Source organism: Rhodococcus sp. 2H158 (genome assembly GCF_053764755.1).
In genome coordinates this window covers 115826-129757 of the sequence record NZ_JBSNCE010000011.1, presented here as the reverse complement: position 1 = coordinate 129757, position 13932 = coordinate 115826, and the positions used below count along the sequence as shown (strand labels likewise).

Annotated in this window: 12 protein-coding genes; 7 read left to right on the top strand and 5 right to left on the bottom strand. The window is 71.0% G+C overall.

The window, feature by feature from the left end:
- Positions 1-9 precede the first annotated feature (9 nt).
- Positions 10-1176 (top strand): DUF418 domain-containing protein, encoded by a 1167-nt coding sequence (locus ACWPOB_RS12995; RefSeq protein WP_455401056.1) that lies wholly within the window; start codon positions 10-12, stop codon positions 1174-1176.
- A 267-nt stretch (positions 1177-1443) separates the two neighbouring features.
- Positions 1444-2154 carry a M23 family metallopeptidase gene (locus ACWPOB_RS12990; protein WP_455401111.1) on the top strand — a complete coding sequence of 237 codons (711 nt, stop codon included), beginning with the start codon at positions 1444-1446 and terminating at the stop codon, positions 2152-2154.
- Positions 2155-2206: 52 nt separating this feature from the next.
- Here the strand turns inward: ACWPOB_RS12990 and ACWPOB_RS12985 are convergent, their stop codons facing one another.
- Positions 2207-4180, bottom strand: a complete 1974-nt coding sequence (locus ACWPOB_RS12985) for a M13 family metallopeptidase (RefSeq protein ID WP_455401055.1) — start codon at positions 4178-4180, stop codon at positions 2207-2209.
- A 136-nt stretch (positions 4181-4316) separates the two neighbouring features.
- On the opposite strand from ACWPOB_RS12985, the gene ACWPOB_RS12980 reads away from it, so the two are divergent.
- From ACWPOB_RS12980 to ACWPOB_RS12970, 3 genes are all read left to right on the top strand, one after another.
- Positions 4317-5714 carry a WS/DGAT/MGAT family O-acyltransferase gene (locus ACWPOB_RS12980; RefSeq protein WP_455401054.1) on the top strand — a complete coding sequence of 466 codons (1398 nt, stop codon included), beginning with the start codon at positions 4317-4319 and terminating at the stop codon, positions 5712-5714.
- The gene (locus tag ACWPOB_RS12975; protein ID WP_455401053.1) at positions 5711-6919 is read left to right on the top strand and encodes a serine hydrolase domain-containing protein; all 1209 of its coding nucleotides are present in this window, start codon (positions 5711-5713) and stop codon (positions 6917-6919) included. The genes ACWPOB_RS12980 and ACWPOB_RS12975 overlap by 4 nt, the downstream gene beginning before the upstream one ends.
- Before the next feature lie 194 nt (positions 6920-7113).
- Complete coding sequence (locus ACWPOB_RS12970) at positions 7114-7407, top strand: hypothetical protein (RefSeq protein ID WP_455401052.1); 294 nt, start codon at positions 7114-7116, stop codon at positions 7405-7407.
- Positions 7408-7521: 114 nt separating this feature from the next.
- Here ACWPOB_RS12970 and ACWPOB_RS12965 read toward each other — a convergent pair whose 3' ends face one another.
- The 3 genes from ACWPOB_RS12965 to ACWPOB_RS12955 form a co-directional block, all read right to left on the bottom strand.
- Complete coding sequence (locus tag ACWPOB_RS12965) at positions 7522-8445, bottom strand: PaaI family thioesterase (protein ID WP_455401051.1); 924 nt, start codon at positions 8443-8445, stop codon at positions 7522-7524.
- An 80-nt stretch (positions 8446-8525) separates the two neighbouring features.
- Positions 8526-9299, bottom strand: coding sequence for a pirin family protein (locus ACWPOB_RS12960; protein ID WP_455401050.1), 774 nt, complete (start codon positions 9297-9299; stop codon positions 8526-8528).
- Positions 9300-9412: 113 nt separating this feature from the next.
- Positions 9413-10381, bottom strand: coding sequence for a pirin family protein (locus tag ACWPOB_RS12955; RefSeq protein ID WP_455401049.1), 969 nt, complete (start codon positions 10379-10381; stop codon positions 9413-9415).
- Between the two features lie 447 nt (positions 10382-10828).
- Here ACWPOB_RS12955 and ACWPOB_RS12950 point away from each other — a divergent pair, with 447 nt between their 5' ends.
- Positions 10829-11281 carry a VOC family protein gene (locus tag ACWPOB_RS12950; RefSeq protein WP_455401048.1) on the top strand — a complete coding sequence of 151 codons (453 nt, stop codon included), beginning with the start codon at positions 10829-10831 and terminating at the stop codon, positions 11279-11281.
- A gap of 9 nt (positions 11282-11290) precedes the next feature.
- On the opposite strand, the gene ACWPOB_RS12945 is transcribed toward ACWPOB_RS12950, so the two are convergent.
- A complete protein-coding gene (locus ACWPOB_RS12945; RefSeq protein ID WP_006947344.1) occupies positions 11291-12286 on the bottom strand; it encodes a sigma-70 family RNA polymerase sigma factor in 996 nt (331 codons plus the stop codon).
- 168 nt (positions 12287-12454) lie between these two features.
- On the opposite strand from ACWPOB_RS12945, the gene ACWPOB_RS12940 reads away from it, so the two are divergent.
- The gene (locus ACWPOB_RS12940; RefSeq protein ID WP_455401047.1) at positions 12455-13855 is read left to right on the top strand and encodes an ABC1 kinase family protein; all 1401 of its coding nucleotides are present in this window, start codon (positions 12455-12457) and stop codon (positions 13853-13855) included.
- Positions 13856-13932 lie beyond the last annotated feature (77 nt).

Below are 13932 nucleotides of genomic sequence, written 5' to 3'. Positions count from 1 at the left end.
GTCGAAGTCATGACTGCAACCGAGACGACGACCCGGCCCGGGCGCATCGTTGCGCTCGACGTCGCGCGCGGCATCGCCATCCTGGGCACGCTCGGCACGAACATCTGGATCTTCACCGACCCGGCCGGCATCGTCGGCTACCTGAACACGCTCGGTTCCGAGCCGTGGCCCCAGCGGATCCTCATGCAACTCGCCCAGGGCAAGTTCCTGGGGTTGCTGACCTTGATGTTCGGGATCGGTCTGGCGATCCAGGCGGCGTCGGCGCGACGGACGGGACGGCCGTGGCCCGGCGGGTACCGGGTGCGTGCCGCGCTGCTGTTGCTCGACGGCGCGCTGCACTACCTGCTCGTCGCCGAATTCGACATCCTCATGGGTTACGCACTGGTGTCGATGCTCGTGTGCGGTCTCGTCGTCGCGTCGGCACGGGCGCGGCTGTGGGTGGCCGTCGCCGCGTCCGCTGTGCACGTGCTGCTGCTCACCGCGCTGGTGACCGCGCTGGTGACCGCGATCGCGGCCGAGCCGGATTCCGGGGCGCCCACCGCCCCGGCCACCGACGTGTTCGCCACCGGCAGCTGGTGGGATCTGGTGGTGTTCCGGGCCGAGAACGTCGGCGCGTTCCGGGCCGAGGTGATCTTCGTGATCCCGATGACGATCTCGATGTTCCTCGCCGGTGCCGCGCTGTACGAGGCGGGGATCTTCGATCCGGGCAGCCGGGTGCTGCGGCGGAAGCTGATGCTGCTCGGGGCGGTCGCCGCCCCGGTCGATGCGGTCGTGGGGTTGTGCGGCGGTCAGGCCGGTGTGCTGGTCGCCCGCTACGGCGTGGCCCCGTTCGTCGCGGTCGGCCTGCTCGCCTGGATCGCGCAGTTCCACGCGACGCGGCGGCGTGCGGGGGTGGTCGGGGCCGGGCTGGAACGCGTCGGCCGGACGGCGTTGAGCTGCTACGTCGCGCAGAACGTTCTCGCCTCGGCGCTGTGCTACGGCTGGGGGTTCGGGCTGGCGGCGAGAGTTGATCCGTCGCTGCGGGTGCCGTTCACCGTCGCGGTGTACCTGCTGGTGTGTGCGGTGCTGTTCGTCACGGCGGGCTGGTGGCTGCGGCGGTACCGGCAGGGGCCGGTCGAGTGGTTGTGGCGGGTCTCGTACCAGCGGCTGGTGCGCGAGCCGGCGTCCCCTTCCTAGGGGCGGCGAATGTCACATTTGTATCGCGGAGCGGAACGCCTGTGACATTCGGTCCGCTGGGAGCGGCTACCCACCGGCGGGGCTATGCGCTAATCTGTGACTCGACCGTGATCAATCCGTTATTAAACGGACCGCTCGAACGTCGAGGACAGCAGATTGGCCCCGTACGCCCGCCACGATGGTGACAACTCCAGCGAAGCTTCCGAACCCGTGGCGCCCCGGCGTGGGGCACACCGGCGCTCGACCCGGACCGGGCCCGCGCGCCGGTTGCTGACCATCCCCCTGGCGGTCGGCGCCGTGCTCGCGGCCGGCAGCGCCGCGGCCCAGGCGGCGCCCGGGCAACCCCGGGCCGAGGCCGCCCCCGAGCGGCAGCAGCCGACGGTCGGGCTCTCGACGGCGCCGCAGGTGCTGCAGCTTCCGGACGCAGGCACCGACCGGTACGTCGACCAGCTGCAGCGCGCCGCCGAGCGGGAGGCCGCGCGCCTCGCCGCGGAGGCCGCGGAGCGCCAGCGCGAGGCCGAGCGCGTCGCCCGGGAGGAGGCCGAGCGGATCGCGCGGGAACTCGCGAGCCGCCCGAGCGCCGTCTTCCCGACCGTCGGGGCGCTGACCTCCGGCTTCGGTCCCCGCTGGGGAACGGCGCACAACGGCATCGACATCGCCAACGCCATCGGCACGCCGATCAAGTCGGTCACCGACGGCACCGTGATCGAATCCGGTCCCGCCTCCGGCTTCGGGCTGTGGGTTCGCATCCAACAGGACGACGGCACCATCGGCGTCTACGGGCACATCAACGAGTCGCTCGTGTCCGTCGGCCAGCAGGTGCGGGCGGGCGACGTGATCGCCACGATGGGCAACCGAGGCCAGTCCACCGGGCCGCACCTGCACTTCGAGGTGTGGCAGCCGGGCGGCGCCAAGATGGACCCGATGGCGTGGTTCGGCTCGCGCGGGATCTCGGTGCCTCAGACCTCGCGCTCCTAGTCGGGCGCCGGTACGCCGCCCCGTCGGGGGGCGCGGCGCACCGGCGTCCGGCTCACCAGATCCGCACGCGCTCCTGCTGTGCGAGATACAGCACATCGCCGGGACGCACGTCGAACGCCTCGTAGAAGGCGTCGATGTTGCGCACCACCCCGTTGCAGCGGAACTCCGGCGGCGAGTGCGGGTCCACGGCGAGCCGGCGCAGCGCCTCCTCGTCGCGGACCTTGGTCCGCCACACCTGCGCCCAGCCGAAGAACACCCGCTGCAGGCCCGTGAGGCCGTCGATCACGGGCGCCTCGGCACCGTCGAGTGCGATCTCGTACGCCTTCAGCGCGATGGACAGCCCGCCGAGGTCGCCGATGTTCTCGCCGATGGTGAAGCTGCCGTTCACCCGATGGCCGGCGAGCGCCTTCGGCTCGAACTCGTCGTACTGCGCGATCAGCGCCGCGGTGCGCTTGCCGAACTCGGTGCGATCGTCATCGGTCCACCAGTTCTCGAGATTGCCGTCGCCGTCGTACTTGGCGCCCTGATCGTCGAAGCCGTGCCCGATCTCGTGGCCGATGACGGCGCCGATCCCGCCGTAGTTGGCGGCGTCGTCGGCGTGCAGGTCGAAGAACGGCGGTTGCAGGATCGCGGCGGGGAACACGATCTCGTTCATGCCCGGGTTGTAGTAGGCGTTGACGGTCTGCGGCGTCATGAACCACTCGTCGCGGTCCACCGGCCCACCGAGCTTGGCCAGGTCGCGGTCGTACTCGGCGGCGTAGCCGCTGCGGTAGTTGCCGACCAGATCGTCCGCGTCGATCGTCACGGCCGAGTAGTCCCGCCACTTGTCCGGGTAGCCGATCTTGGGTGTGAACTTCTCCAGCTTGCGCAGCGCCGCCTCGCGGGTCTGCGGGCTCATCCACTCGAGGTCGGCGATGCTGCGCCGGTACGCCTCCTGCAGGTTGGCGACGAGGTGCTGCATGTGGGCCTTGGCCTCGGCCGGGAAGTGCCGTTCCACATACAGCTTGCCGACGGCCTCGCCGAGCAGGTCCTGTACGAGCGCCACACCGCGCTTCCACCGGTCGCGGATCTCCTGCGCGCCGGTCAGGGTGCGGCCGTAGAACGCGAAGTTCTCGGCGACGAGCGCCTCGGTGAGGTACGGCGCGCGGGCGTGCAGGACCCGCCAGGTGGCCCAAGCCTTCCAGTCCTCGAGGGACGCGTCGGCCCACAGCCGCGCAAACGTGTCGAGGAAGTCCGGCTGGCGGACCACGATCTCGGCCCACTGCTCCTCGGTGGCCCCGAGCGCGTCGATCCAGCCGCGCCAGTCGAAGCCGGGCCGATCGGAGGTCAGGGCCTCGAACGTCACGAGGTTGTAGGACAGGTCGGCGTCGCGCCGCTTGACCACGTCCCAGTGCCCGGCGGCCAGCCGGGTCTCGAGGTCGAGTACCCGCTGCGGGTCGTGCCCGATGCCCGCCAGCTCGAACATGCGCCCGATGTGCGCGACGTACTGCGCCCGGATCTCGGCGTGGCTGTCCTCGCGGTAGTACGACTCGTCGGGCAGGCCGAGGCCGGACTGCGTCGTGTGCATCAGATAGCGCGACGATTTCTTCGCGTCGGTGTCCACGTAGTGCCCGACGGCGCCGCCGACCCCGACGCGTTGCAGCCGCCCGAGCACGGCCGCGAGCTCGGCCCGGTCCGCGGCGTCCGCCACGGCGGCCAGCTCGCCGGCGATCGGGCTCAGCCCCGCCGCCTCCACGGCCTCGGTGTTCAGGAAGCTCGCGTACAGGTCGCCGATGCGCTGGGCGTCGGTGCCCCGCTCGGCCGAGGACGCGGCCGCCTCCTCGATGAGGGTGCGGACGTCGACCTCGGCCTTGTCGAACAGCGTGCGGAACGCGCCGTCGAGGGCCCGGTCGGCGGGGATCTCGTGTTCGGCGAGCCAGCGCCCGTTGACGTGCTCGAACAGGTCGTCCTGCGCTCGGGTGCTCTCGTCGAGGTGGGTCAGGTCGATGCCCGAGTGCCGAGCCCGGGAATGCTCCACGATGGTCATGTCGTCCATCCTTACACCCATTCTCCGCACCCGGCACGGGCCTGCGTGTGCACGACCGGCCGTCCCGGCCCGCGACGCGTCCCGCTCGAGTTACCGTGACCGAAGCCTCACAGACACGTGGAAGCGGGGTGAGCATGTGGGTCTGATGGACCCGATCGATGCCGTTCTCATGACGGCGGAGCTGCTGGCCAATCCCATGCACGTCGCGGTGGTGCTGATCCTCGCCCCGCCCGAGGACGCCGGCCCGCGGTTCGTCGACGACGCGTACCGGGACGCCCTCGACCGGGGCGGCGAGGTGGATCCGGTGTTGCGGCGCCGGGCGTACCGGGGAGTGGACACCGGCGGGTGGTGGGCCTGGCGCGACGTGGACGACATCGACCTGAGCTACCACGTGCGGCGGGCGTCGCTGCCGCCGGGCGCCGGACGGGACGAGTTGTGGAAGCTGGTGGGCGCGTTGCATGCCGAACCCCTCGACCACTCCCGCCCGATGTGGGAGGCACACCTCGTCGACGGCCTTCCCGACGGCCGGTACGCGCTCTACATCAAGGTCCACCATGCGGTCCTCGACGGGATCGCGGGCCTGCGGATGATCGAGGAGTCGATGTCGCCCGACCCCGATCGTCGGTCGATGTCCCCGTTCTTCGCCACCGGCAGGCGCGACCGGCCCGGGTCCGCGCACGGCGGGCTTCCCACCCCGCTCGCCCTGGCCCGCTCGGCCGTCGGGACGGTCGCCTCCGGGATGGGTCTGGTCCGTCGGACCGTCGAAGGGCAGGTCCGCTCCACGGTGCAGGGCCTGACCACCGACACCACCGTGCTGCCGTTCGCGGCGCCGCGCACCCGGCTCAACGGCCCTCTCGGAGCCGGCCGCAGCTTCGCGGCCGCCGGCTGGCCGAAGGCGCGGCTGCGCGCGATCCAGCACGCGTCGGGGGTGACCGGCAACGACGTCGTCACGGCCGTTGTGGCCGGGGCGTTGCGCTCGTGGTTCGCCGAGCACGACGAACTGCCCGGTGACTCCCTGGTGGCGATCTGCCCGGTTTCGGTACGCGGGCGGCAGGACGGCGGGACGGCGGGCAATGCGTTCGGAACCGCGGTGTGCACCCTGGGCACCGACCTCGCCGACCCGGCCGACCGGCTGGGCCTGATCCACCGGTCGATGCAGGTGGCCAAGGAGCGCGTCGCGTCGCTGGGGCCGGTGCCGTCGCTGCTGGTGGCAGCTCCGAGCATCCTGCCCACCATTCTGGTCCCGATGCTCCCGTTCGACCCGAGGGTGCGGCCCGGCTACAACCTGCCGATCTCCAACGTGCCCGGCCCGCGCACCGAGCTGTACTGGAACGGCGCCCACCTCGAGGAGATCTACCCCGTGTCGATCGTGTACGACGGGATGGCTCTCAACGTCACGGTGTGCTCGTATGCCGACCGTGTCGGGTTCGGATATGTGGCCGGTGGGGAAGTAATACCGGACATCGAAACGTTGATACCTCTGACAGAGCGGTCTCTGTCAGAGCTGGAGGCCGCGGTAGGAGTGGCGCCATGAGTTCCGACACCGGAGCGACCAGGCGGGTGGACGGCGAGCACCCCCGGACCGAGATGATCGTCGACCCTCGCTTCCTGCCGGTAGCCGACCGGTTCTTCAAGATGTTCCGCGACACCCGGCAGGGCGGCGGGGCGCTGGCCGCGTACCTGCACGGCGAACCGGTGCTCGACATCTGGGCGGGCTGGGCGTCCCGGGACAAGCGCTGGACCCACGACACGGTGGCGCTGTCGTTCTCCACCGGCAAGGGCGTCGCGAGCACCGTGCTGCACCGGCTCGCCGAGCGCGGGCTCGTCGACTACGACGAACCGGTCGCGACGTACTGGCCCGAATTCGGGGCCGCCGGGAAGGAATCCATCACCGTCCGGGAACTGATGTCGCACCGCGCCGGTCTGCACCGCGCGCGCGGCCTCGTGCCGGGACGCTTCGGGCTGCTCGACTCCGACGCGGTGGCGGCCGCACTCGCGGCAGCCGCTCCGGACCCGCGCCGGCTCGCCGGCCCCGGCTATCACGCCGTCACCTACGGCAACCTCGTCGCCGAGATCGCCATCCGGGTGACCGGCCTGTCCTTCACCGAGCTGATCGAGCAGGAGATCGCCGGCCCGCTCGGTCTGCGCGAGTTCTGGTTCCACGTGCCGCAGGAAGAGCGGCACCGCATCGCCCGGGTGTTCCCCCGGCTGAATCCGACCCCCGCCCCGTGGGCGGTCACCGGCACCGTGCTGTCGCGGCTGCCCGGGTTGCGTGGCGTCGCCGAAGCGGGCATGGCCGAAGGCTTCGACGAGCTGGCCCGCAGCCCCGCGGCGCACGACGCGGTGATGCCGGGGTGGAACGGGGTGTTCACCGCTCGCGCGCTGGCCCGGATGTACGGGGCCCTCGCGAACGCCGGCGAACTCGGCGGGGCGCGGCTGCTGAAGGAGGAGACCCTCGAGCAGGTCCTGGAGGTGCAGACCCGTCGCCGCGACTACGTGCTCGGTATCCGCCCGAACTGGCGGCTGGGCTACCACCCGGGCTGGGTCGCCCTGCGCGAGCAGCCGCTGCAGTCGATCGGCCACTTCGGCTTCGGCGGCTCCGGCGCGTTCGCCGATCCGGAAACCGGCCTGTCGATCGCCTTCGTCACCAACCGCCTCGGTAGCGTCACCCCCATCTCGGACATGCGGTTCCCGCGCCTTGGCGCCGCGGGTGTCGTCGTCGCCCGGCAGGCGGCCTGACGGCGGGCTACCTGACGGCCGGTGCCGAGGTGCCGCACCCCGCGCCGACCCGGGACCTGTCAGTGGTGCACGCGGCGCCCGGTGACCGCCTTGACCACGAACAGCAGGATCACCGGCGGCTCTGTTCCGAACCACGGATGACGGTGGGAGACTGGGAAGCGCGAAACGGTTTCGTCTGTCCGAGGAGCGCGGCGATGACCACCCACCGAGAACATGCAGGCCATGAACATGCCCACGGCGAGGGCTGCGGGCACGTGGCCGTGCCACACGGCGACCACGTCGACTATGTGCACGACGGGCATCTGCACCGAGTCCACGACGGACACGTCGACGAGTGTGAACCCGCCGAGCATGTGGCCCACGAAGGACACGACCACATCCACGGTGAAGGCTGCGGACACGTGGCCGTCCCGCACGGGGATCACCTGGACTACATCCACGACGGGCACCGGCACGCCGCGCACGACGGGCACTACGACGACCACTGACCGGTACGACCTGCGCCCCCCTCTGATGCGACGGTCGGAGCCCGGGGGCCGGATGAGGGTCGTCTCCGCCCACCCCTCGGCGAGTTGATCGAGCGCGGTCGGAAGCCGACACCTTCAGAGCGAACCCATATGCACGCTCGCGTGTGCCCGCACCAGGACCGCGCCGTCCGGTGCGGTGAGGTGCGTGTCGATCGAGGCGAGTCGCCGGCCCGCGCGGGTGACCTTCGCCTCGACGAGCAGGTCGGGACCCGGCGCCTCGGGTGAGCGCAGGTAGTCGAGGGTCAGGTTCAGCAGCCGGTACTGCCGGCCGGCGGCGGTGAGGGTCTGGGCCGCCAGTTCGGCGACGGCGTCGGCGACGGAGACCAGCACCCCGCCCTGCACCGCCCCCATGGGATTGGCCATCCACTCCACCGGCGGCACCACCGCGGTGACGTGGCCCTTCTCGACGGTCTGCAGGCGCAGGTCGAGTAGTCCCGCGAGCGGTCCGCGGGCCACCGTGCCGGCGGCGATGCCGGAGACTACGTCGAGCCCGGGGCGGTCGGTGAGTTCCGCCGGATCCGTCCAGGGTTCGGGGGTGGGCCGGGACAGACCGGACGCGTCCGCGAACGAGTCTGCGTCGAACACGGCGGGACGATTCACGACCATGGACCGTCCCGTCAGCTGGATCACCAGATCGCCTGCGTCGTCGCGGATCTGCGCGGTGCTCAGCGCCGTGTCCTCGTCCACGTGGACCGCGCGGCCGGTACCGTGCAGATTCCCCTGGGCGGAAATCGGATTCGCGGTCGACGCGCTGAGTTGGGTGAGTACGGACCGGGTGTCGCGGCCCTGGCCCCGCCACACGAGGTGCGGGGCGGCGCCGAGCACGACGTCGGTGAGCACACCGACGGACCCGACGGTGGTGCGGCCGCGGTGGTCGAGAAATCGGTCGCCGAGCGGTTGGCGGAACGCCACCGTTCGGGGCTCCCCGGCCACGGTGTCGATGCCCATGAAGGCGTTGAGGCGATCGGTTTCGGGGGCGGTGACGGTCACGGGAGGCATCCTGGGATCGGGAGGGACGGAGCGAGGGTTCGCTCGGTCACCGTACCGAGGCCGGGACCGGGGCGTCCCGCCCACCCCGGTCAGCCGAGATGCGCGTGCATCTCCCACACGAGGATCTCCGCGGCCGTGTCGGTGTGGATCCGCTGCCCGCCGGAACCGGTCAGTCGCACGGCGTCACCCTCCCGCAGGGTGCCGGCGCCCTCGAGCTCGGCCGTGCCCTGGGCGACGAACACGTGCAGGTACGGCGCATCGGGTAGGACGACCGGCCGGCCCGGCTGCAGCCGGGCGACCGACAGCCCGGCGTACTTGTTGTGGATACGGATGGCGGCGTGGTCGCGGTGCTCGGGGATCCCGGTCGCGACGGGCACCAGTCCGCCGCGCATCAGTTCGTCGTCGATCTCGAGCTGTTCGTAGCCGGGGGTGATGCCCGACTCGTCCGGGACCACCCACATCTGGATGAAGCGCACCGGTTCGGCGTGCTCCTCGGCGTGCAGCCCCGTGACGCCGGGCAGTCGCCAGGAGTCGTTCTTCTCCGAGTGCAGGATGCCCGTCCCGGCGCTCATCCGCTGCGCCAGGCCGGGGTAGATGACGCCGGAGTGCCCGATCGAGTCCTGGTGCACGAGGCTGCCGCGCAGCACCCAGGTCACGATCTCCATGTCGCGGTGCGGATGCGTGTCGAAGCCCTGGCCCGGCAGGACGGTGTCGTCGTTGCTGACCAGCAGCAGCCCGTGGTGGGTGTTGTCCGGGTCGTAGTGGTGCCCGAAGGAGAACGAGTGCTTCGAATCGAGCCAGGAGATCTTCGTCGTCAGCCGCTCTTCGGCGCGCCGGATGTCGATGGTCGGGGCGTCGGTCATGGTGTCTCCTCGAAAGGTATCGCGGGTCAGGGTACGGAGCGGAACGGGGCGGGCGGCGGGCCGGCGTGCCGAGGCGCGCATCTCCCGGAGGAGCCCTTCGGTCCCGGCGCGCCTTACGGCAACTGCTCGTGTTCGGCCGGGACGGTCCCGAGCCGGCCGGCCTGGAAGTCCTCGAACGCCTGGATGATCTCGGCCTTGGTGTTCATCACGAACGGCCCGTACATCGCCACGGGCTCGCGGATCGGCCGCCCGCCGAGCAGGAACACCTCGAGCGACGCGGTGCGCGAGTCCTGGGTGGTGGCGGCGGTGAACGTGACGCTGTCGCCATTCGGTCCGAACACGGCGGTCTGTCCGGCCCGGATCGGTGCGCGCTCCGCGCCGACGGTGCCGTCCCCGGCGAGCACGTAACCGAGCGCGTTGTACTCCCGGCGCCACGGCAGGGTCACCGAGGCGCCGGGCGCGACGGTCAGGTGGGCGAGGGCGATCGGGGTGTGGGTGACGCCGGGGCCGCGCACACCGCCGATCTCGCCGGCGACGACGCGGACGAGGGCGCCGCCGTCGGGGGAGGAGGCCAGGGCCACCTGGCTGCCGGAGATGTCCTGGTATCGGGGCTGCGCCATCTTGTTGTCCCGGGGCAGGTTCACCCACAACTGCACGCCGTGGAACAGGCCGCCGCTGGCAACGACATGTTCCGGCGGGGCCTCGATGTGCAGGATGCCCGACCCCGCCGTCATCCACTGGGTGTCGCCGCCGCCGATGGTGCCGCCGCCGCCGTTGGAGTCCTTGTGCTCCAGGATCCCGTCGATCATGTAGGTGACGGTCTCGAAGCCGCGGTGCGGGTGCCACGGGGTGCCCTTGGGTTCACCGGGTGCGTACTGCACCTCGCCCATCTGGTCCATGTGGATGAACGGATCGAGGAAGCGCTGGTCGATGCCTGCGAATGCCCGGCGCACGGGGAAACCCTCACCCTCGTATCCGACGGGGGCGGTGCGGACGCCGAGGACGGGACGGGCGGGGGCGTCCGGCGCGGGGGACGGGATGCGGGGCAGCGTGAGGATGTTGTCTACGGTCACCGCGGGCATGGCGGGCTCCTTCGGCATGTAGTTGACTGTTCAACTACTCTAACCGACCGGCCGGGGGATTTGTTCCTGCCGTGCGACGGGCGCGAGCCGGCCGGTCCGAAAACGACAAACCCCCTGCCCGAGGGGAGGGGAGGGCAGGGGGTCCGCGCCGGGCGCATGACGCCCGGTGCCACGTCCCGCCTACGGGGGGAGGGAGGTGGGACGCGGTGTCTGTGACGGCCGATCGTCTCCGTTGGCCGGATGAAGCCAGGATACATACCCGCTGGGGTATGGTCCATCGCTTCGGTGCCCTAAGCACCGGCCGCAGGGCATAGTTCCTCGCTCCGCTGCGCGCCGGGATTTCGGCGATCCCGGGCGGCGCGATGAGTTTCCCGCTGCCGGGTGGTCTACCTGCTCGACACCCTCACACGAGGTACCGTCCGCCCGCTCACACGCAAGGAGTTGAAGATGTCCCGCATGCTCTTCGCCAACCTGGCCGTCAAGGATGTCGCCGCCACCCGCACGTTCTTCGACGCTCTCGGCTTCACCTTCAACGAGATGTTCTGCGACGCCAACACCGCCTGCCTCGAGATCAACGAACAGACCTACGTGATGCTCCTCGAGGAGCCGCGCTTCCGCGACTTCATCACCGGCGACATCTGCGACACCGCCACGGCCCGTGAGGTGCTCATGAGCGTGTCCGCCGACAGCCGCGACGAGGTCGACCGGCTCGTCGACGCCGCGCTCGCCGCCGGTGGCAGCGACTGGATCACCGCCGGGTCGGAGGAGATGAAGACCGACTTCATGTACGGCCGGGCCTTCCGCGACCTCGACGGGCACGTCTGGGAGGTCATGTGGATGGACGTCGAGGCCGCGGCCGCCGCGATGGGATCCCAGGCCGAGACGTCCGTGCAGACGTAGCGGCCGGCCTCAGGGGTGCTCGGGCAGCCCGAACAGGGCGAACAGCTCGGTGTCGAAGAACACCGTCACATGCACCACCCGGTCGCCCACGACATCGAGCACCTGCAGCTGAAACGGATGGTGCTGCCCGTCCTCGCCTCTCATGTAGAGGCCGAGGGCGGGCTGCCCGTTCGCCACCGTCGGCAGCAGAACCTGGTCTCCCGGCCCGCTCGCCGGGCAATGCGTCCGGATGAGGGTCCCGATCGCCTCGGCGCCGCGGTACCAGCCCTCGAACGGCGGCATCTCCCAGACCGCCTCCTGGGTGAGCATCTCGACGATCGAATCGATGTCGTACTTCTCGAACCCTTCGACCCAGCGCCGCACCAGCGCCTGCGCCTCCGGGCTCTCCGGCTCGACCAGATTCTCCTTCGTCACCTGCGCCTGCTGCAGCTGCGCGCGGGCCCGCTGGAGCAGGCTGTTCACCGCGGCCGTCGAGGTGTCCAGCGCGGTGGCCACCTCCGTCGCCCGCCATTGCAGCACGTCCCTCAGCAGCAGCACTGCCCGCTGCCGCGCCGACAGATGCTGCAGCGCCGCCACGAACGCCAGACGGATGGACTCGCGCGAGGTCACGATCGCCGCCGGGTCCGTCGGGTCGTCCGGCCGACCGTCGTCGCCGAGGGATCCGCCGGGAATCGGCTCGAGCCACGGCACTTCCCCGCGCTCGACGAGGTCGTCGACCGGATCCGAACTCGGCGCCCCCAGCCCCGTCGGCAGCGGCCGGCGCGACCGGCCCTCCAGCGCGGTCAGGCACACGTTGGTCGCGATGCGGTGCAGCCACGTCCGCAGCGACGAGCGGCCGCCGAAGTTGGCGTAGCCGCGCCAGGCGCGCAGGTACGTCTCCTGCACGAGGTCTTCCGCGTCGTGGATCGAGCCACTCATCCGGTAACAGTGCGCCAGCAGCTCACGCCGGTACGGACCGGCGAGCGTCAGAAAGTCGTCCTGCGAATCGAGAACCTGCTCCGTCATGGTGTGCCCCCGCCTGCCCGTCGGTCCGAAGTGCAGTTACGAGCGTGAGCGTAGCCCCGGGGGCCGACAGGAAACAGGGTCTCGAACTATCTGTGCACTCCGGGTACCGTCCAGTAACTGCCCCCGGCCGACAGCCCCGCCGGCAGGCAGCAAGGACGAGGGGGACGCGTGCCCGACATCGCGCCACGACCGACAGGCCCGTACGCCGGGGGACCGCCCGTGTCGGCCCTGCACGTCGACATGCCCCCGCTCGAGCGTTTCGGTCTGCGCGAAGCCGGTCGCACGGTCGTCGTCGCCGTGGTGCTCGTCGTCAGCGTGCTGCTGAAACTGCTGGCCTGGCCGCTGCGGCCCGACGGGCGCGGCCCGGCCGACGCCGCCGCCGAGGGCACCGTCGACGCATTCGAGATCCTCGGCCCCACGTTCGTCAAGCTCGGCCAGCTCATGGCGTCGTCGTCCGGTGTGTTCCCCAAGCCGCTGGCCGACGCGTGCCTGCGCTGCCTGGACGACGTCGCGCCCGTCTCCGCGGACCAGGCCCGCGCCGTGATCGAGGAAGACCTCGGGCATCCCGTCGGCGAACTGTTCGCCCGGTTCGACGACCTCCCGCTGGCCGCCGCGTCCGTCGGCCAGGTGCACGCGTGTGTGCTGCACGACGGGCGGCAGGCGGTCGTGAAGGTGCAGCGGCCCGGCATCGCCCACCGCATGCTCATCGACCTGCGTGCGGCCTACCTCGGCGCGCGCCTGCTGCAGGCCTTCGAGTTCTTCCGCATCGCGAACGCCACCGCCATCATCCGCGACCTGCACTCGTCCACGATGACCGAACTCAACAGTGCGGTCGAGGCGGACCGGCAGAGCCGGTTCCGGGAGTGCATCGGCGCGTTCGGGGACAACACGGCCGTCACCACGCCGCAGGTGTACTGGGACTACTGCGGACCGCGCGTGATCTGCATGGAACGCCTTCGCGGTGTGCCCATGGACCGCGTGCCCGCCGACGCCGGCATCGACACCCGCCTGCTCATCCGCCGCGGGGTGAAGGTATGGATCGAATCGGTCGTCCTGCACGGGCCGTTCCACGGCGACGTGCACGCCGGGAACCTGTGGCTGCTCGACGACGGCCGCCTCGCCTTCCTGGACTTCGGCATCGTCGGCGAGCTGCCCGAGCACTGGCGCGCCATCCTGCGCGACCTGTTCCGCGCGACCGCCATCGACGGGGACTTCGCCCGCGTGGCGCAAGGCATCCGCGCACTCGGCTACACCAGCGGACTCGATGCCGACGACGCCGAGATCGGCCGGCAGGTGGCGCAGGCCCTTGCTCCGATCCTCGGCCGCGACCTCGGACAGCTGCGGCTCAGCGAACTCATCGTCGCGCTGATCCGGCTCGGCAAGCAATGGGGGATCGCCAGCCCGGAGGAACTGGTGCTGTTCGGCAAGCAGCTCGGCTACTTCGAGCGCTACGCCACCGCCCTCGCCCCCGGCTGGGTCATCGGCCAGGACCTGTACCTGCTGCGCAATGTCTTCCCTGAGGAGGTGGCGCGCCGCGCCGCCGAGCAGGGGCTCGAGCTACCCGCGTAGCGCGCGGGTGCGCGGGCGCGCGGGTGCGCGGGTGCGCGGGGCGAGCGAATGTATCGTTCAGCTCCTCACGTCGACAG

Excerpts from the sequence above, each read along its gene's own strand:
- ACWPOB_RS12970 (WP_455401052.1), top strand. The coding sequence starts at position 7,114 with ATGACCACCCACCGAGAACATGCAGGCCATGAACATGCCCACGGCGAG.
- ACWPOB_RS12945 (WP_006947344.1), bottom strand. The coding sequence starts at position 12,286 with ATGACGGAGCAGGTTCTCGATTCGCAGGACGACTTTCTGACGCTCGCC.
- ACWPOB_RS12960 (WP_455401050.1), bottom strand. The coding sequence starts at position 9,299 with ATGACCGACGCCCCGACCATCGACATCCGGCGCGCCGAAGAGCGGCTG.
- ACWPOB_RS12995 (WP_455401056.1), top strand. The coding sequence starts at position 10 with ATGACTGCAACCGAGACGACGACCCGGCCCGGGCGCATCGTTGCGCTC.
- ACWPOB_RS12955 (WP_455401049.1), bottom strand. The coding sequence starts at position 10,381 with ATGCCCGCGGTGACCGTAGACAACATCCTCACGCTGCCCCGCATCCCG.
- ACWPOB_RS12985 (WP_455401055.1), bottom strand. The coding sequence starts at position 4,180 with ATGACCATCGTGGAGCATTCCCGGGCTCGGCACTCGGGCATCGACCTG.
- ACWPOB_RS12950 (WP_455401048.1), top strand. The coding sequence starts at position 10,829 with ATGTCCCGCATGCTCTTCGCCAACCTGGCCGTCAAGGATGTCGCCGCC.
- ACWPOB_RS12975 (WP_455401053.1), top strand. The coding sequence starts at position 5,711 with ATGAGTTCCGACACCGGAGCGACCAGGCGGGTGGACGGCGAGCACCCC.
- ACWPOB_RS12965 (WP_455401051.1), bottom strand. The coding sequence starts at position 8,445 with ATGCCTCCCGTGACCGTCACCGCCCCCGAAACCGATCGCCTCAACGCC.